The organism is Sphingomonas sp. PvP056 (genome assembly GCF_040549155.1).
Taxonomy (GTDB): Bacteria; Pseudomonadota; Alphaproteobacteria; order Sphingomonadales; family Sphingomonadaceae; genus Sphingomonas.
Map to the genome: position 1 here is coordinate 716982 of NZ_JBEPST010000001.1, position 15547 is coordinate 732528.

Annotated in this window: 19 protein-coding genes and 1 pseudogene; 11 read left to right on the forward strand and 9 right to left on the reverse strand. The window is 67.8% G+C overall.

Features of this window, described 5'->3' with window-relative positions:
- Positions 1-10: 10 nt before the first annotated feature.
- Together ABIC17_RS03395 and ABIC17_RS03400 are read right to left on the reverse strand one after the other, a co-directional pair.
- Positions 11-694 carry a FliH/SctL family protein gene (locus tag ABIC17_RS03395; RefSeq protein WP_354279230.1) on the reverse strand — a complete coding sequence of 228 codons (684 nt, stop codon included), beginning with the start codon at positions 692-694 and terminating at the stop codon, positions 11-13.
- Between the two features lie 16 nt (positions 695-710).
- The gene (locus ABIC17_RS03400; protein WP_354279231.1) at positions 711-1742 is read right to left on the reverse strand and encodes a flagellar motor switch protein FliG; all 1032 of its coding nucleotides are present in this window, start codon (positions 1740-1742) and stop codon (positions 711-713) included.
- 123 nt (positions 1743-1865) lie between these two features.
- On the opposite strand from ABIC17_RS03400, the gene ABIC17_RS03405 reads away from it, so the two are divergent.
- On the forward strand, positions 1866-2273 hold the full coding sequence (locus ABIC17_RS03405) for a flagellar basal body protein (RefSeq protein ID WP_354279232.1): 408 nt from the start codon (positions 1866-1868) through the stop codon (positions 2271-2273).
- A gap of 90 nt (positions 2274-2363) precedes the next feature.
- Here the strand turns inward: ABIC17_RS03405 and ABIC17_RS03410 are convergent, their stop codons facing one another.
- The 3 genes from ABIC17_RS03410 to ABIC17_RS03420 are packed head-to-tail and all read right to left on the reverse strand — an operon-like array spanning position 2364 to position 4187.
- A complete protein-coding gene (locus ABIC17_RS03410) occupies positions 2364-2786 on the reverse strand; it encodes a hypothetical protein (RefSeq protein WP_354279233.1) in 423 nt (140 codons plus the stop codon).
- Positions 2776-3066 (reverse strand): rod-binding protein, encoded by a 291-nt coding sequence (locus tag ABIC17_RS03415; RefSeq protein ID WP_502958398.1) that lies wholly within the window; start codon positions 3064-3066, stop codon positions 2776-2778. Before ABIC17_RS03415 ends, ABIC17_RS03410 begins: the two co-directional genes overlap by 11 nt.
- Entirely contained in the window at positions 3063-4187 is a 1125-nt protein-coding gene (locus tag ABIC17_RS03420; protein WP_354279235.1) for a flagellar basal body P-ring protein FlgI, read from the reverse strand. Before ABIC17_RS03420 ends, ABIC17_RS03415 begins: the two co-directional genes overlap by 4 nt.
- An 85-nt stretch (positions 4188-4272) precedes the next feature.
- On the opposite strand from ABIC17_RS03420, the gene ABIC17_RS03425 reads away from it, so the two are divergent.
- From ABIC17_RS03425 to map, 3 genes and pseudogenes are all read left to right on the forward strand, one after another.
- Positions 4273-4683: a flagellar assembly protein FliX gene (locus ABIC17_RS03425; RefSeq protein ID WP_354279236.1), complete on the forward strand. Its 411-nt coding sequence runs from the start codon at positions 4273-4275 to the stop codon at positions 4681-4683.
- Positions 4684-4775: 92 nt separating this feature from the next.
- The gene (locus ABIC17_RS03430) at positions 4776-4982 is read left to right on the forward strand and encodes a ParD-like family protein (RefSeq protein WP_354279237.1); all 207 of its coding nucleotides are present in this window, start codon (positions 4776-4778) and stop codon (positions 4980-4982) included.
- Between the two features lies 1 nt (position 4983).
- Positions 4984-5757 (forward strand): annotated as a pseudogene (map, locus tag ABIC17_RS03435) (type I methionyl aminopeptidase).
- 518 nt (positions 5758-6275) lie between these two features.
- Here the strand turns inward: map and ABIC17_RS03445 are convergent.
- Entirely contained in the window at positions 6276-6710 is a 435-nt protein-coding gene (locus tag ABIC17_RS03445; RefSeq protein WP_354279238.1) for a glycine zipper 2TM domain-containing protein, read from the reverse strand.
- 153 nt (positions 6711-6863) lie between these two features.
- Here ABIC17_RS03445 and ABIC17_RS03450 point away from each other — a divergent pair, with 153 nt between their 5' ends.
- Positions 6864-7847 (forward strand): esterase-like activity of phytase family protein, encoded by a 984-nt coding sequence (locus tag ABIC17_RS03450; RefSeq protein WP_354279472.1) that lies wholly within the window; start codon positions 6864-6866, stop codon positions 7845-7847.
- 3 nt (positions 7848-7850) lie between these two features.
- On the opposite strand, the gene rpmB is transcribed toward ABIC17_RS03450, so the two are convergent.
- Positions 7851-8153, reverse strand: a complete 303-nt coding sequence (gene rpmB / locus ABIC17_RS03455) for a 50S ribosomal protein L28 (RefSeq protein WP_131526490.1) — start codon at positions 8151-8153, stop codon at positions 7851-7853.
- A 222-nt stretch (positions 8154-8375) separates the two neighbouring features.
- Between rpmB and ABIC17_RS03460 the strand changes: the two genes are divergently transcribed.
- The 3 genes from ABIC17_RS03460 (at position 8376) to ABIC17_RS03470 (ending at position 10588) form a co-directional block, all read left to right on the forward strand.
- Positions 8376-8663: a hypothetical protein gene (locus ABIC17_RS03460; protein ID WP_354279239.1), complete on the forward strand. Its 288-nt coding sequence runs from the start codon at positions 8376-8378 to the stop codon at positions 8661-8663.
- 104 nt (positions 8664-8767) lie between these two features.
- Positions 8768-9196, forward strand: coding sequence for a nucleoside deaminase (locus ABIC17_RS03465; protein ID WP_354279474.1), 429 nt, complete (start codon positions 8768-8770; stop codon positions 9194-9196).
- Between the two features lie 87 nt (positions 9197-9283).
- The gene (locus ABIC17_RS03470) at positions 9284-10588 is read left to right on the forward strand and encodes a hemolysin family protein (RefSeq protein WP_354279240.1); all 1305 of its coding nucleotides are present in this window, start codon (positions 9284-9286) and stop codon (positions 10586-10588) included.
- Positions 10589-10763: 175 nt separating this feature from the next.
- Here ABIC17_RS03470 and ABIC17_RS03475 read toward each other — a convergent pair whose 3' ends face one another.
- Together ABIC17_RS03475 and purD are read right to left on the reverse strand one after the other, a co-directional pair.
- The gene (locus ABIC17_RS03475) at positions 10764-11477 is read right to left on the reverse strand and encodes a helix-hairpin-helix domain-containing protein (protein ID WP_354279241.1); all 714 of its coding nucleotides are present in this window, start codon (positions 11475-11477) and stop codon (positions 10764-10766) included.
- Positions 11478-11546: 69 nt separating this feature from the next.
- A complete protein-coding gene (gene purD / locus ABIC17_RS03480) occupies positions 11547-12812 on the reverse strand; it encodes a phosphoribosylamine--glycine ligase (RefSeq protein ID WP_354279242.1) in 1266 nt (421 codons plus the stop codon).
- Here purD and xseA point away from each other — a divergent pair.
- The 3 genes from xseA to ABIC17_RS03495 all read left to right on the forward strand — a co-directional run bounded on the left by xseA (position 12811) and on the right by ABIC17_RS03495 (position 15385).
- On the forward strand, positions 12811-14211 hold the full coding sequence (gene xseA, locus ABIC17_RS03485; protein WP_354279243.1) for an exodeoxyribonuclease VII large subunit: 1401 nt from the start codon (positions 12811-12813) through the stop codon (positions 14209-14211). The two genes, purD and xseA, sit on opposite strands and share 2 nt — an antisense overlap.
- Positions 14212-14238: 27 nt before the next feature.
- Entirely contained in the window at positions 14239-14448 is a 210-nt protein-coding gene (locus tag ABIC17_RS03490) for a DUF2093 domain-containing protein (protein ID WP_354279244.1), read from the forward strand.
- 112 nt (positions 14449-14560) lie between these two features.
- The gene (locus ABIC17_RS03495) at positions 14561-15385 is read left to right on the forward strand and encodes a M23 family metallopeptidase (RefSeq protein WP_502958399.1); all 825 of its coding nucleotides are present in this window, start codon (positions 14561-14563) and stop codon (positions 15383-15385) included.
- Positions 15386-15547 lie beyond the last annotated feature (162 nt).

The window sequence follows — 15547 nt, forward strand, 5'->3', positions numbered from 1 at the left end:
CTGCAAACCCTTATGAACAGCTCGATGAATGCGCCAATAAAGTTGCGAATTCGTTGCTGACCACGGCTTCGCGCGCTGCATGATCGAGGCAGGATCCGCCCTCGTCCCAGTCGATCCGCGCGTCGCCGATCGCAAGCATCGGATCGGCTTCGACATGCAGCCGCAGCTTTCGGCGATCCTGCGCCTGGCGGCTCGCGATGCGGTGCTCGATTGCCGGAAGCAAATCGGGATGAACCCGAACGACGAGTTCGGTCCCGCGTGCCACTTGCGCGAGCGCGCGTCCGATGGCGGCGTCGATCGGCGCGGCCGGATCGAGCGCGAGCGTATGCGCGGCCAGATGCGTGGCCGCGGAACGCGCAAGCGCGGCGGCGTCCTGCACCAGCTGCGCGCGGGTCTCATCGACCGTTTCGGTGATCGCCTCGACCCCGTCGTGGAGCGCATCGATCGCCGCGAGCAACGCGGTTTCGCGGTCCGCGCGCGCATGGACCAGCCCCGCCTCGAACCCGTCGGCGCGCGCGCGCACGAGTTCCGCCCGATGCGCCTCCGCCTGCCGCGCCAGCTCGCCTTGTAGCAGCTCGACCTCGATCGCGAGCGACGTCGCATCGCGTTCGGGGGCGCAACCTGGCCGTGGCGCGGGGGGCGCGGTGAAGATGCGGTCGAACGCGAACGGGCGCGCCTGGAACGACAGGTCCATCGATTCTACCTCTCGCTCACAGGATCATCGTATCGTCGCTCTTGGGGTCGACCAGCACGATCTCCCCCTGTTCGGCGAGCGATTTGGCGAGCCGGACGAGCGCGTTCTGCGCCTCTTCGCAGTCGCGCGCGCGGATCGGGCCCATGCCGGCCATGTCCTCGCGCAGTAGCTTGGCCGAGCGTTCGGTCATGGTCGAGAAGAACAGCTGCTTGATCACCTCCGGCGCACCCTTGAGCGCGAGCGCCATCTGCCGCTTGTCGGCCTGGCGGACGATCACCGCGATCGCGGCGGGGAGCAGATTGGCGAGGTCCTCGAAGGTGAACATCAGCGCGCGGATCCGCTCCGCCGATTCGGGCGCCTTGGCGTCGAGCGCCTCGAGCATCGCTTCCTCGGTCGAGCGATCCATCGCGTTGAACAGCTCGGCCATCGCCTCATGCGGGTCGCGCCGTTGCGACCGCGCGAAATTGGCCATGAACTCGTTCTTGAGCGTCGCCTCGACCTGCGCCAGCACTTCCTTCTGCACCGTGTCCATCCGCAGCATCCGCTGGACCACGTCGACCGCCAGATCGCGCGGCAGTGCGGCGAGCACGCGCGCGGCATGGTCCGACTTGAGCTTGGACAGGATCACCGCGATCGTTTGCGGATATTCGTTCTTGAGATAGCTTGCGAGCACGCCTTCGCTGACGTTCGACAGTTTGTCCCACATCGTCCTGCCGGAGGGGCCGCGGATGTCCTCCATGATGTCGCGGACCTTTTCCGGCGGCATCATCCCCGCGAGCAGCCGCTCGGTCGTCTCGAACGAGCCGTGGCACGAGGCAAGGCTTGAGATTTCGGTGGTGAATTGCAGCAGCAGATGCTCGACCACCGCCGCCGGCACGCGGCCCAGCTGCGACATGGCGGCAGATAATTCCTTCATTTCCTCGACCGACAGTTGCTCCCAGATCGGTGCGCCATAATCCTGCCCGAGCGCGAGCATCAGCGCGGCGGCGCGCTCGCGTTGCGAGAAACGCTTGAGTTCGACGGGTTCGGCGACGGGGGCCATCAGCATGGCGGGGCTGCTCCAGCGACATCGTTAACGCGGCCGGGAGGCGCGCGACCCGTCTATTATAGAGGCGCGGCACGGCCATTCGGGCACGCGGCCCAGCAATCGACGGGGATGGAAACGCAGGACATGACAGACCTGATGGCAGGTGCCGCACGGCAGATGCATTTCCTCAGCCAACGCCAGCGCGTCGTGGCGCAGAACATCGCCAATAGCGAGACCCCGGGGTTCAAGGCACAGGACGTGACCGCGCCCGATTTCGCCGATGTGCTCGGATCCGCCGGCACCACGCGGATCACCGCGCCGCGCGTGGCTGCGACCGCGGGGATGGTCGCTTTGGGCGCTCGCACTGGGGTCAATCCCGGCGTCGTCACGGACCCCGACACGTTCGAGACCAAGCCCGACGGCAACACCGTGACGCTAGAAGATCAATTGCTCAAGATGGGCCAGATCCAGGCCGATTTCGCCGCGGTCACCAACATCTACCGCAAGCAGCAGGCGCTGCTCCAGACCGCGCTGGGCAAGCATGGCGGATGAAGGCTCCACCCGTTCGGGCTGAGCGCAGTCGAAGCCCCCGGCACACCGCGGGCCCTTCGACGTCGTTCAGGGCGAACGGGGTGGGGCTTCTTACAAACTCGCGTTGATCGCGATCGGTGCTGCTTGTTCGGTGCTCCACAACAGGCCACCAGCGCCATAAGCGGTGGCGGTCGCGCCGGTCTTGCGTTGTGCTTCCTGCGCGATCGCCGCGAGGAGTTCGTCCGACAGCGAAATCTGTCGCGCAAGCACCGCGGCATTGGCGCGGGCCGCTTCCATCAACGCTTCGGATGCCGTCGCCAGCGCCGCGCGGTCGGCGGGATCGAGCCGATCCTGCCATCCGGGCATCTCGCGCGCATATTGCGCCAGCCGTGTCTCGAGCTGCGCCACGACGCGACCCTTGGCGGTCGCCAGTTCGCCGATCCGACGATGGCCGCCGGGCTGGCCGAGCAGCGCGCTTTCCTCCTCGATCAGCGACAGCAGTGACTGGACGAGGTCGAGCAGGTCATTGCGCATCGGGGGTTCCTTGCTTGAGCCGGAGGATCTGGTCGAGCACCGCGGGCGCGAGGCCGAGTCCGCCGCGCGCCGCCATCGCGGTACCGAGCTTTTCCGCGAGCACGCCGCGGAACACTTCCTCGCCGTGGCCGCCGGAGAAGGTCCCGGTGTCGACGCTTTCCATCATCAGCTGCGTCATCTGACCAAGGAACACCGCCTCGAACGACTGCGCGGTGGCGCGGTCCTTCGGGGTGATCGTCGGGAGGGGCGTAGCTCGGGCGGGAGGGATCGGGTCCATCATTGCACCTGGATATCGGCCTGGAGCGCGCCTGCGCTCTTTACCGCCTGGAGGATCGTGATCAGGTCGCGCGGGCTGACGCCGAGCGTGTTGAGCCCGCTGACCAATGCGGCGAGCGTCGGCTCGCCGCCGACCAGCCCGAGCGAGGCGTTGTTGCCGTCGTTGACGGTGATCGCGGTGCGCGGGACGGTCGTCGTCTGGCCGTTCGACAAGGGCGCTGGCTGCGACACGACCGGGCTTTCGGTGACGCTGATCGTCAGGCCGCCTTGCGCGATCGCGACCGGGCTGATCCGCACGTCCGCGCCCATCACCACCGTGCCCGAGGCCTCGTTGATGACGACGCGCGCAGGCTGATCGACCTTGACCGGCAGATTCTCGATCGCGCCGATTAGGTCGACCATCGATCCGCCGAAGCCGCTGCCCGAATGGAGCTCGACCGTGGCGGGGTCGAGCACCGTGGCGGTGCCCGCGAACCGGCCGTTGACCGCCGCCGCGATCGTGTTGGCGGTGGTGAAGTCGGGGTTCTTGAGCGCGAGCTTGAGCGTCGTCGCGGAGCGCAGCGCATAGGGCACTTCGCGCTCGATGATCGCGCCGTCCGCGATCCGCGCGGAGGTGGCGACGCCGCGGCTGACGCTTGCGCCGGCCCCCTGCGCCTTGAAGCCGGAGACCGCGAGCGGCCCCTGCGCGACCGCATAGATCTCGCCGTCGAGCGCGCGCAGCGAGGAGACGATCAGCGTGCCGCCCTGCAGGCTGGTCGCATCGCCGATCGCGGAGACGGTGACGTCGATCCGCGAGCCAGCGCGCGCGAACGGGGGCATCGTCGCGGTGATCGAGACCGCGGCGACGTTCTGCGTCTTGAGCGGGGAGCCGCGGACGTTGACCCCCATCCGCTCGAGCATCGCCTGGAGCGATTCCTCGGTGAAGGGCGCGTTGCGGGTACGGTCGCCGGTGCCCGCGAGCCCGACGACGATGCCGTAGCCGACCAGCTGGTTGGGGCGGACGTTCTCGACGTCGACCACGTCCTTGATCCGGCCGCTGCCCCACGCCGGGGTCGCCATCGCCAGTGCGACCACAGCGCACAGCGCTGGCGACAGGATTGCATGAAGCTTTGCGACGATGCGCATATTTCCCTTCCCCCCGGCCACCGAAGGCCGTTCGCTTCTCTTATAGAAAGGGAAGGCGACGTCGGTTCGCCGCGGAGGCGAGGTTTTGCGAGTCGAAGGCGTATCCCTGCCGGTACAGGCGTTGCTCGCGGCGCTGCCGCGCGCGACCGGGGCGTTTCGCGCGAGCGACGTCGCCGCGCCCGCGACCGAGCTGCCCCCGCCGCCGCGCCCGTTGCAGGCGGCGACGTCGGTCCAGATGCTCGTCGCGCTCGCCGCGACCGAACCCCCGCGCGAGCGGCGGCGTCGCGCGGTGGCGGAGGTCGACCGCGGGCTGGGCCTGCTCGAGCGGTTGCACGCGGTATCCGCGACCGGGCCGGTTACGCCCGCGGTGCTCGCCGAACTCAGCGACTGGGTGGAGCAGTTCGTGCCGCCGGATGATCCGCAAGCCGCCGAAATTGCACGCGATGTCGAACTGCGTGTCCGGGTCGAACTGGCGCGGCACGAGCGAATGGCGTGATGGTTCGCGGCGGCCCGTGGAACGGTCCGCGTTGACGCGTCGCTATACGAAACATATACGAACCATATGGTCAGGGCGGCTGGAGCGCACATATGGGTATCGTGAAGATCGACGACGTGCTCCACGAGGAGGCGCGCCGCGCGAGCACGGTGATGTGCCGCTCGATCAACGCGCAGGCCGAGTTCTGGATGAAGATCGGGATGCTTGCGGAAGCGCATCCGACGCTCTCGTTCAACGACATCGTCGCCGCGCAGCTTGCATCGGCCAAGGTGCATTTCCCCGCCGACGCGTCCGCCTGAGATGGTGAAGACTTCGGACGAAATCGCCCTGATGCGCCAGTCGGGCACATTGCTCGCGGCGGTGTTCGAAATGCTCGACACGCAGGACCTCGCGGGCCTGTCGACGTTGCAGGTCAACGATCTGGTCGAGCGGTTCATCACCGTCGACCTCGCCGCGCGCCCCGCGAGCAAGGGGCAATATGGCTTCCAGTACGTGCTCAACAGCTCGATCAACCATGTCGTCTGCCACGGCGTGCCGAGCGCTGAGGACATCATCGCGGACGGCGACATCGTCAATCTCGACATTACGCTCGAGAAGAACGGCTTCATTGCGGATTCGAGCAAGACCTACATCGTCGGAACCGCATCCCCCGCCGCGCGGAGGCTGGTGCGCGTGACGCAGGAGGCGATGTGGAAGGGGATCGGCGCGGTCCGCCCCGGCGCACGGCTCGGCGATATCGGCTTTGCGATCGAGCGGCATGCCAAGAAGCACGGCTATGCGGTGGTGCGCGATTATGCGGGCCACGGGATCGGGCGCGAAATGCACGAGGAGCCGACCGTCCTCCATTTCGGGCGCGCGGGCACTGGCATGGTGTTGCGCGAGGGGATGACCTTCACGATCGAGCCGATGCTCAACCAGGGGACGCGCAAGGTCTCGACCGAGGAGGACGGGTGAACTGTCGTGACCGACGACGGCAAATTGTCCGCGCAAAGCGAACATACCGTTGCGGTGACGGCTACCGGGGTCGAGGTGCTGACGCTGCGGCGGGACGAGGGTGCGGGGGTTCGGCGCTAGCGCCTTCCCTTCTGTCTGCGCTTCCCCGGCGAAGGCCGGGGCCCAGTAGCGAAGGTCGATGTTATCCGGGCGCAACGCCTGCTGATGACCGGCCCGCTACTGGGCCCCGGCCTTCGCCGGGGAAGCGCACGGTTGCCGCGACCGGTAACTGTCCGCGCAATGCGAACATTCCGTCGCGGTGACCGCCACCGGGGTCGAGGTGCTCACGCTCCGGCGCAACGAAGGTGCGGGGGGATCGGCGATAGCGCCGCTACTCCTTTCGCACTTCCCCGGCGAAGGCCGGGGCCCAGTAGCGAAGGTCGATGGTATCGGGGCGCAACGCCCACTTATGACCGGCCCGCTACTGGGCCCCGGCCTTCGCCGGGGAAGCGCAGGAAGTGGAGACAGCAGGCGGCCGCAGCACGAGGGGGCAGCAAGTAGGGAAATCAAAGAAGTCCGGGGCCGGCCCCTCTAGGGCAGAGCCGGCCCCGTATCCCCCGATACGCTACACGGGGGAAACTGGTGAAACCGTCAGCGGATCAGCGGCAATAGCCTGGACGTCCGTCGCGATCGATCGCGCGTCCTGCCAGTGCACCGCCGCCCGCACCGAGCACCGTGCCCAGCGTCCGGTCGCCGCGTCCGGCAACGACGTTGCCGAGCAAGCCACCCGCGATCGCGCCGATGATCGTGCCACTGTCGCCGCTACGGCAGCGGTTGCGCGACGTGTTGTAATAACGCCGGTCATTGTAGCCATTGTCGTAATAGCCGCGCCGGTCATCGCGATAGCCGCGCCGGTCGTCGCGGTAGCCACCGCGGTAGCCATCGTCGCGATTATACCCGTCGCTGTACGCGCGGTCATAGGCGTAGCCATCGCCACCGCGATCATAATAACGCTGCGCGCTGGCGGGGGTGGCTGCAAGGCCGGAGACGGCGATTGCGATCGTCGTCGTGGCGAGCATGAGCTTCTTGAACATCGTCGTCTCCCTTGTCGGCGTGGTGTGTTCCGATGCTGCGGTTATGACCGAGTCGCGCTGATACGAGCCTGAATGCGGTTGTTAGCAACCGTTCATGCGCGAAAGCCGGTTGCGTCGTGCGGGACCCTCCCGCAGGGGCTATCGGTGCGATTGATGATCTGTACCTTGCTCTTCCTGCTGTTCGTCCCCGAATGGAGCGGACCAGCGCGTATCCCGCTGCTCGGACCTGATCCGAGCTTCACGGTCGAACCCGTGGCGCTCGACCCGCGGGACCCGCAACGGCGGCGAGTCGGTGATCTCGTCTATTTGGGCGGGGTCCGGCTCAAGAGCCGCGATCCGCAATTCGGGGGATTTTCGGCGCTGACGCTGGTGGGGGATCGCTTCACGCTGCTCAGCGACAGCGGCGACATCGTCCGCTTCAGGCTCGATTCGCAGTGGCAGGTCCACGACCAGAGCTTCGCCGAACTCCCCGACGGCCCCAGTACCGGATGGGAAAAGCGCGACCGCGACAGTGAATCGATGAGCGTCGACCCCAATACCGGCGCGATCTGGGTCGGGTTCGAGAATTACAATGCGTTCTGGCGCTACGATCCGAGCTTTGCCCGTGCCGAGGCGCACGTCGCGCCGCCTGCGATGCAGGGGTGGCCCGTCAACATGGGGCCGGAAGCGATGATGCTGCTTCCCCGGGGCGGGATGGTGACGATCGGCGAGGTCAAGCCGTGGCGCGGGCACAAGGGGCGGGCAGGGATCGTCTTCGCGGGCGACCCGACGGTCGACCCGCGGCGCGGCTTCCGCTTCGACTATATCCCGCCTGTGAACAGCAGCCCGAGCGACATGACGTTGCTGCCCGACGGGCGCTGGCTGATTCTCAACCGACGCTTTGCATGGTTCCGCTTCTCGAACGTGCTGACGATCGTCGACCCCGCCGAGGTCAAACCGGGCGCACAGGTCCGCGGACGCGAGATCGCGACGCTGGAGGCACCGCTGATCCACGACAATTTCGAGGGTGTGACCGCAACGCAAGAAGGCCGCGCCACCGTCATCTGGCTCGTCTCGGACGATAACCAGTTGCCGGTGCAGCGCAGCCTGCTGCTGAAGTTCAGACTGGATCCGGTCGCACAAGGCGACCGGAACTGAGGCTTACGCCGCAGGAGCCTGTGCAGCGACAAGCTTCTTGGAGACGTCGCGCTTGAGGCGACGGCAGCGCAGCGACAGCTTGTCGTTGGTCGTCTTAACCAGCCAGTTGTCGAGACCACCGACGTGCTCGACCGAACGCAGGCCGTGTGCCGAGACACGAAGCTTCACGCTGGTGCCCAGCGCGTCCGACATGAGCGTGACGTTCTGCAGGTTCGGCAGGAACGTGCGCTTGGTCTTGTTGTTGGCGTGGGAAACGTTGTTACCCACCATCCGGCCCTTGCCGGTCAGTTCGCAAATACGCGACATCGTAAATTCCTGAATGTCCGGTGGGGCCCGTGGCGAACCCCTAGAAGGGGGCGCGCTTACCGAACACGCCGGGGCGCGTCAACCGATTCAGCCTTTTTGCTGTAACATCCGTTGTCCGCACGTGGCATTGCCGGGACGCGCCGGTGCGGATGCAACCTTCCGCAAACACACGGCGTTTGGTTTCGGTAACGATTCGATCAGACGGTATCAGGGGAGAGTGGGATGCGCTTTTTATTGGCTTTGGTCGGGATTGCGGCGCTGGTCGTCGTCGCATTGGTGTCGCTCGGCATGTTGAAGATCGACGGGTTCGCCGGCCAGCTTCCATCGGTCAGCGTCGCCGGCGGCAAGGCGCCCGAGGTCGAGGCGAAGATGGCGACGGTCGAATTCGGCACCGCGAACAAGTCGGTCGAAGTACCGACGGTCGGCACGACCACCAAGACGATCGCGGTCCCCACGCTGCGCGTCAACAAGCCGGTCGACGCGAACGGCAACACCGTCACTACGCAGTAAGCGCTGTCCGCGCTGGGCAGTAAGCGCCGTCCGCGCTGGATCGCGGCGAGCGCATCGGGCATGACGCGCTGATGTCGATCGCCGCGCTCCTGCTGCCTCCCGCGATGCGCGCCGCGCTCGACGCCGCGGCGTCCGCTGCGACGGCGGGGGAGGTACCGGTCGGCGCGGTTGTAATGCGGCGCGGCGAAGTGATTGCCACCGCCGCCAATGCGCCGCGCACGCTGCACGATCCGACCGCCCATGCCGAGATCCTCGCGATTCGTGCCGCGGCGCACGCAATCGGGAACGACCGGCTCGACGAGTGCGACCTGTGGGTGACGCTCGAGCCGTGCGCGATGTGTGCGGGCGCTATTGCGCACGCCCGAATCGCCCGGCTCTACTATGGCGCGAGCGACCCCAAGGGCGGCGCGATCGAACATGGTCCGCGGATCTTCACGCAGGCGACGATCCACCACCGGCCCGAAATCTTCCCAGGCATCGGCGAAACCGAATCTGCCGCAATGCTGCGCGGTTTCTTCGCAAACCGGCGCTGATCGCGGCGCCAACGGGTCGCGAAACGCGGCGCGGTGCAGCAGAACTGTTGTGAAATCCGGCGAATCGCGCGAAGGACGTCTTGCGCCATGCACCCACTTCCCCCCTTTCCTTGGATCGACGTCGCGATCATCTTCGCGCTCATCCTGCTCAACGGCGTTTTCGCCATGTCCGAACTTGCCATCGTTTCCGCGCGCAAGGCGCGGCTCGATGCGATGGCGCGCAGCGGAAAGCGTGGCGCGCGCGTTGCGCTGACGCTGGCGGCGGACCCCGGCAAGTTCCTTTCGACCACGCAGATCGGGATTACGCTGATCGGCATCCTGTCGGGTGCCTATTCGGGCGCGAGCCTCGGCGGCCCGGTCGGCGCGCGGCTCCAGTTCCTGGGGCTCGGCACCGAGCTGACGCAGACGATCGGCTTCGCGCTCGTCATTGGAATCACGACCTATGCCTCGCTGGTGATCGGCGAACTTGTCCCCAAACAGATCGCGCTCCGCGCCCCCGAGCCGATCGCCGCGGTGATGGCGGGGCCGCTGCTGGGGCTCGCCTGGGCGACCGCGCCGGTGGTGTGGCTGCTCGATTCATCCTCGGGCCTGTTGTTTCGCCTGATGCGGATGAAGCGCGAGACCGAAGAGCATGTCACCGCCGAGGAACTCCACCTGATCGTCGCCGAGGCCTCCAAATCGGGGGTGATCGAGGAACATGAACGCTCGATCATCTCGGGCGTCGTCCGCCTCGCGGACCGCCCGGTGCGCGAAGTGATGACGCCGCGCACCGACATCGAATGGATCGACGCGACGCTCGACGAGATGGGCATCCGCGCCGCGCTGATGACCGCATCGCACAGCCGCCTGCCGGTGACCGAAGGGTCGGTCGATACGGTGATCGGCGTCGTCCAGGCGCGCGACATCGCGGTCGCCTTGTTCAAGGGCCAGCCGCTCGACGTCCGTGCGCTGATGCGGCAGGCGCCCGTCGTGCTCGACCAGATCGACGCGATGGATGCGCTCGACGCGCTGCGTCAGGCCGAAGTGCCGATGGCGCTGATTCACGACGAATACGGGCATTTCGAGGGGATCGTGACCCCTGCCGACCTGCTCGCTGCGATCGCGGGCGAGTTCGCGTCCGATTCGGACCCCGAGGAAGCCCCTTCGGTCGTCACGCGCGACGACGGGTCGTTGCTGGTCGCCGGACAGATGGCGGCGGATGCGCTGGCGGAGCGGCTGGGGATCGATCTGCCCGAGGATCGCGATTATGCGACGGTCGCGGGGCTGGCGCTTTCGGTATTCCGCCATTTGCCGGGCGAGGGCGAGAGCTTCGTCGAGCAGGGCTGGAAGTTCGAGGTGGTCGATCTCGACGGCCGCCGGATCGACAAGCTGCTGGTCAGCGAAGTCGGGTAAAGCGCGATACGCCACGCGCCCTTCCGCTTCCCCGGCGGAGGCCGGGGCCCAGTCGCGGAACGATGGTAACGGCGCGGTGTGCTCGATGACGCTGGACGTCGCGCTTGGGCCCCGGCCTTCGCCGGGGAAGGGCATGTCAGGAGTGCGTCGGCTTCATCGGTTCCAGGCGGCGCGTCTACCCGCCCAGTTTTCCGAACTGCGCCTCATACCCTGCGCGGTCGCCTGCGCTGAGCAGCCTGGCCTGTTCGATCCACCGGTCGCGTGCCATCCGCCCGCGAAACACCCCGAGCTTGGCGTCGAGCGCTTCGGCATCGGCCGGACTGAGCGCGGCGATCTGGTCGACCTGCGTGATCCCGAAATCGGCGAGCGTCGTGGCGAGCTTGGGGCCGAGACCCTTGATCTGCGTGAGCCCGCTTGCGGCCGGAGCAGCGGTGGTCGGCTGGGGCACCGGCGCAGGGGTCGGTGCCGCATCGCTAGCCGGGGCCGGCGCAGGCATGGGCGCGGGACTCGGGACAGGGATCCGGGCTGCTACCGGGGACATCGTGTGGGGTGGTGTCGGCGCGGGGGCAGGTGCCGCCGTGCGCTCGGCGGGCGCCGGTGCGGGCGCGGGCGCGGGCGCGGGCCGTTCGGGCACGTCCTCCGACGGGGTCGCGACCTGGGTACCGTCCGGGGAGACGCTCGGCTCCTGGGTCGCGCCGTTTGCCTCGGCGATCTCGAAATTGCGTTCGACCTGTTTCGCGGCGTTCCTGCGGCGTCGCGCGAGCGTGCTGCCCCACACGATCGTCGCCACGGCCAGCACGGCCAGCACGACCATCAACGCGACGTGGACTGTCGTGATCGGCATCATGAAGTCGATCGCCTGGTTGGGGTTTTCGGGCGAGGCGGCCATCGGATACTCCTACATAAGTCGGGTTGTCCTAGCGCACGCTATCCGCCGCCGTCGCGCGAAAACGCCTGCTCAGTCGCCCGCGCGCGCGATTTCGCGCCAGCCGATGTCGCGTCGGCAGAAGCCGGTGGGGAAGGCGATTGCATCGACGCCGCGATACGCCGCATCGCGCGCGGTGCCGATCGTGTCGCCGAGGCCAGTCACCGCAAGCACGCGTCCGCCCGCTGCGACGATCCCGCTATCGGTCGCGCGCGTGCCCGCCTGGAACACGATCGCGCCGGTCGCCTCAGCGTCGGAGATCCCGTCGATCGCGCCGCCCGCCTCGGGTGTGCCCGGATAGCCGTTCGCCGCGAGCACCACCGTCAGCGCGACCGCATCGCGCCACTGCGCCGCGCCATGATCGGCCAGCGTGCCGCCCGCGACCGCGAGCAGGATCGGCACCAGGTCCGATTCGAGCCGCGCCATCAGCACCTGGCATTCGGGATCACCGAAGCGCGCATTATATTCGATCAGCTTGGGGCCGTCTGCGGTCAGCATCAGCCCGGCATAGAGCACGCCCGAGAACGGCGTCCCCGCCGCCGCCATCGCCGCCACGGTCGGGCGGACGATCTCGTCGAGCGCGCGGCGCTCCAGTTCGGGGGTCAGCACGCGGGCCGGGCTGTACGCACCCATCCCACCGGTGTTGGGGCCGGTGTCGCCTTCGCCGACGCGCTTGTGGTCCTGCGCCGAACCGAACGGCAGGATCGCTTTGCCGTCGGTCAGCACGAACAGGCTGGCTTCCTCGCCCTCTAGGAATTCCTCGATCACCGCCTCGCCGCCGGCGTCCGTGAACAGGTCGCGCAGCGCGGCTTCGGCCTCGTCGTGTGTGGTCGCGACCGTCACGCCCTTGCCCGCGGCGAGGCCGTCCGCCTTGACCACCACCGGCACGCCGAAGCGCGCGAGCGCGCCGAGCCCGGCGTCGAGCGACGTTACATGCGCGTAGCGCGCGGTCGGGATCTGCGCCTGGTCGCACAGCGCCTTGGTGAACGCCTTCGATCCCTCGAGCTGGGCCGCCGCCTTGTCCGGTCCGAACACCGCGAACCCAGCGCTGCGCAGCGAATCGCCGAGCCCGTCGACCAGCGGCGCTTCCGGCCCGATCACAATCAGTTCGATCGCGTTGGTCGTGCAAAAGGCAACGGTCGCCGCATGATCGCGCACGTCGAGCGCCACGAGCGTCGCATGTTCCGCAATCCCCGGGTTGCCCGGCGCGGCAAACAGCGTATCGCACAGCGGCGACTGCGCGAGCTTCCACGCCAGCGCGTGTTCGCGCCCACCCGATCCGATCAGTAGGATATTCATGTCGGACCCTCTTTTTGACGCCGCGGCCCGCCTCCTAGCCGGGGACGGTCCTGCCGACAACGGCCCCGCATCGGCGGGAGCACCGGGCAATTCGGTGATGAGCGTCGGCGAATTCGCGGGCAAGCTGAAGCGTACGGTCGAAAGCGAGTTCGGCAGCGTGCGGCTGCGCGGCGAAATCTCGGGCTATAAGCGCGTGGCGTCGGGCCATGCCTATCTCAGCCTCAAGGACGACAGCGCGGTGCTCGATGGGGTGATCTGGAAGGGCCAGGTCGCCGCCCTCGGGTTCCAGCCGCAGGACGGCGCGGAGGTGATCGTCTCGGGCCGGATCACGACCTATCCGGGCCGGTCCAAATATCAGATCATCATCGACCGGATGGAACTGGCGGGTGAGGGCGCGTTGATGGCGCTGCTCGAGAAGCTGAAGGCGAAGCTCGCCGCCGAAGGGTTGTTCTCCGCCGACCGCAAGCAATTGCTGCCGTTCATGCCGCGGACGATTGGCGTCGTGACCTCGCCCACGGGTGCGGTGATCCGCGATATCCTCCACCGGCTCGAGGATCGCTGCCCGACGCATGTGCTGGTGTGGCCGGTCAAGGTGCAGGGCGCTGGCGCGGCGGAGGAAGTCGCAAAGGCGATCCGCGGGTTCGACGCGATGCCGCCCGAGACGCGCCCCGACCTCGTCATCGTCGCGCGCGGCGGCGGGTCGATCGAGGATCTGTGGGCGTTCAACGAGGAAGTCGTCGTCCGTGCGCTCGCGGCGTGCACCATCCCGACGATCTCCGCGATCGGGCATGAGACCGACACCACGCTCGCCGATTTCGCGGCCGACCGGCGCGCACCGACGCCGACCGCCGCCGCCGAGATCGCAGTGCCGGTGCTGGAAGACCTGCGCCTGACGATCGCGGGCTATGGCCAGCGCACCGGCAAATGCGCGCGGCGTTACCACGACCGCGGACGCGAGCAACTCACGGCCTTGGTCCGCGTCCTGCCCAAGCGCGACGCGTTGCTAGGGCCGCAACGCCAGCGCGCGGACGACGTCGGCGCACGGCTCGATCGCGGGCTTGAACGCCGCGTGACGGTGGCGCGCGGGCAGCTCGATCGTTCGGCGGGGGCGCTGCGGCTGTCGACGCTCGAACGCCAGCTGGAACGCGCGCGCGATCGCACCGCGGGGGCGTGGCGGCTGGTCCAGTCGCTGGGGCCCAACAGCATCCTCGACCGTGGCTATGCGTTCGTCTCGACCAGGGCCGCTGCAGGCGGGGAGGTTGTCGGTTCTGCGGCGGCGGCGCGCACCGCCGGGGCCGTGACGCTCCACTTCCGCGACGGCGAGGTCGACGCCAAGGTTGAGCGCGGCGGCGGCAAGGCCTATGCTGGCAAACCCGGCGACCAGCCGACCCTGTTGTAACCGCTCTTGCCCGAAAGCCCCCAGTCGATGCTTATGTCCAACAGCGATCGCGCGGCACGCCTCCACTTCATGGCGAACGGCTTTCGCGTGCTGAATCCGGGGGATCACGTCGTCTGCGCGGTGTCGGGGTCGCGGATCGCGCTCGATGACCTGCGCTACTGGAGCGTCGCACGGCAGGAAGCCTATGCGACCGCCGCGCTCGCGACGCAGGCGATGGGCGGCGACGCTGCCGCATAAGCCGACCCCGGGCGCTGGCCCGGTTCGGGGCGTTGCGACGGGGCTTCTTGTCGTCCTGCTCGGCGGCTGCGCGGTCGTGCCCTCGGCACCGCAGGGCGACCGCACTCCTCCGGTGGGCGCTCCCACGACGGTACGCCCGGCGCTCCCGCAGCCAGCTCGCGCGCCGGAACGCACCGGCTTCGACTATGCGGGGAGCCGGATGCAGGGCGGGTTGCTGCTGGGCACCGCACCCGATCACACGCGGCAGTTGCTGTTCAATGGCGTTGCCGTCCCCGTGGCGGCGGACGGTCGGTTCGTCATCGCGTTCGACCGCGATGCCGGGCCGAGCGCGACGCTGGCGGCGACGCGCGACGATGGCGTGGTGATCCGCGATACGCTCAGTATCGCGCCGCGCGCCTGGGATATCTCGCGGCTGTCGACGCTCCCCAAGATCCCGCTGCCGCAACCCGAGTTCGACGCAGTCCGTCCCGCCGAACTCGCGCAGATCGTCGCCGCGCGGCGAATCCAGACCGATGCGCAGGGGTGGCGGCAGGCGTTTCTCTGGCCGACGACCGGGCGGATCTCGACGCTATTCGGATCGCAGCGGATCTACCGCAACGGCGAGGCGGGGTCCTATCACTCCGGGCTCGACGTCGCCAAGCCGACCGGGTCGGTGATCGTCGCCCCCGCCGACGGGGTGGTGATCCTCGCGGCGGACCATCCCTTCACGCTCGAGGGGAATCTGCTGATGATCGATCACGGCATGGGGCTGAACAGCGCGTTCCTGCATCTGTCGGCAATCCAAGTGCATGTCGGCGACCATGTCCGGCGTGGCCAGCCGATCGCGCTGTCGGGTGCGACCGGGCGTGCGACGGGGCCGCATCTGCACTGGAGCCTGCGCTGGCGGGATGCCAAGATCGATCCGTTGCTGGTTGCTGGGCCGATGCCTGCGCAATAATAATACGCGACCAATGGGTATGTGATTGGTCTGTTGCACGATTGTAACAGTATACAGTTATTTGGATGTGCCCGTTTACATCATAAGGGGCAGGATACAGTCTCGCTTCATCAGGTCAGGCCGAAAGGCCGGATCTTAACGGTGCGCCAGGGGGGTGCATCA

What these genes read in the sequence shown, in the direction of transcription:
- ABIC17_RS03395 (WP_354279230.1), bottom strand. Translation starts at nt 694, where the DNA reads ATGGACCTGTCGTTCCAGGCGCGCCCGTTCGCGTTCGACCGCATCTTC.
- ABIC17_RS03400 (WP_354279231.1), bottom strand. Translation starts at nt 1,742, where the DNA reads ATGCTGATGGCCCCCGTCGCCGAACCCGTCGAACTCAAGCGTTTCTCG.
- ABIC17_RS03405 (WP_354279232.1), top strand. Translation starts at nt 1,866, where the DNA reads ATGACAGACCTGATGGCAGGTGCCGCACGGCAGATGCATTTCCTCAGC.
- ABIC17_RS03410 (WP_354279233.1), bottom strand. Translation starts at nt 2,786, where the DNA reads ATGCGCAATGACCTGCTCGACCTCGTCCAGTCACTGCTGTCGCTGATC.
- ABIC17_RS03415 (WP_502958398.1), bottom strand. Translation starts at nt 3,066, where the DNA reads ATGATGGACCCGATCCCTCCCGCCCGAGCTACGCCCCTCCCGACGATC.
- ABIC17_RS03420 (WP_354279235.1), bottom strand. Translation starts at nt 4,187, where the DNA reads ATGCGCATCGTCGCAAAGCTTCATGCAATCCTGTCGCCAGCGCTGTGC.
- ABIC17_RS03430 (WP_354279237.1), top strand. Translation starts at nt 4,776, where the DNA reads ATGGGTATCGTGAAGATCGACGACGTGCTCCACGAGGAGGCGCGCCGC.
- ABIC17_RS03445 (WP_354279238.1), bottom strand. Translation starts at nt 6,710, where the DNA reads ATGTTCAAGAAGCTCATGCTCGCCACGACGACGATCGCAATCGCCGTC.
- ABIC17_RS03450 (WP_354279472.1), top strand. Translation starts at nt 6,864, where the DNA reads ATGATCTGTACCTTGCTCTTCCTGCTGTTCGTCCCCGAATGGAGCGGA.
- rpmB (WP_131526490.1), bottom strand. Translation starts at nt 8,153, where the DNA reads ATGTCGCGTATTTGCGAACTGACCGGCAAGGGCCGGATGGTGGGTAAC.
- ABIC17_RS03460 (WP_354279239.1), top strand. Translation starts at nt 8,376, where the DNA reads ATGCGCTTTTTATTGGCTTTGGTCGGGATTGCGGCGCTGGTCGTCGTC.
- ABIC17_RS03465 (WP_354279474.1), top strand. Translation starts at nt 8,768, where the DNA reads ATGCGCGCCGCGCTCGACGCCGCGGCGTCCGCTGCGACGGCGGGGGAG.
- ABIC17_RS03470 (WP_354279240.1), top strand. Translation starts at nt 9,284, where the DNA reads ATGCACCCACTTCCCCCCTTTCCTTGGATCGACGTCGCGATCATCTTC.
- ABIC17_RS03475 (WP_354279241.1), bottom strand. Translation starts at nt 11,477, where the DNA reads ATGGCCGCCTCGCCCGAAAACCCCAACCAGGCGATCGACTTCATGATG.
- xseA (WP_354279243.1), top strand. Translation starts at nt 12,811, where the DNA reads ATGTCGGACCCTCTTTTTGACGCCGCGGCCCGCCTCCTAGCCGGGGAC.
- purD (WP_354279242.1), bottom strand. Translation starts at nt 12,812, where the DNA reads ATGAATATCCTACTGATCGGATCGGGTGGGCGCGAACACGCGCTGGCG.
- ABIC17_RS03490 (WP_354279244.1), top strand. Translation starts at nt 14,239, where the DNA reads ATGCTTATGTCCAACAGCGATCGCGCGGCACGCCTCCACTTCATGGCG.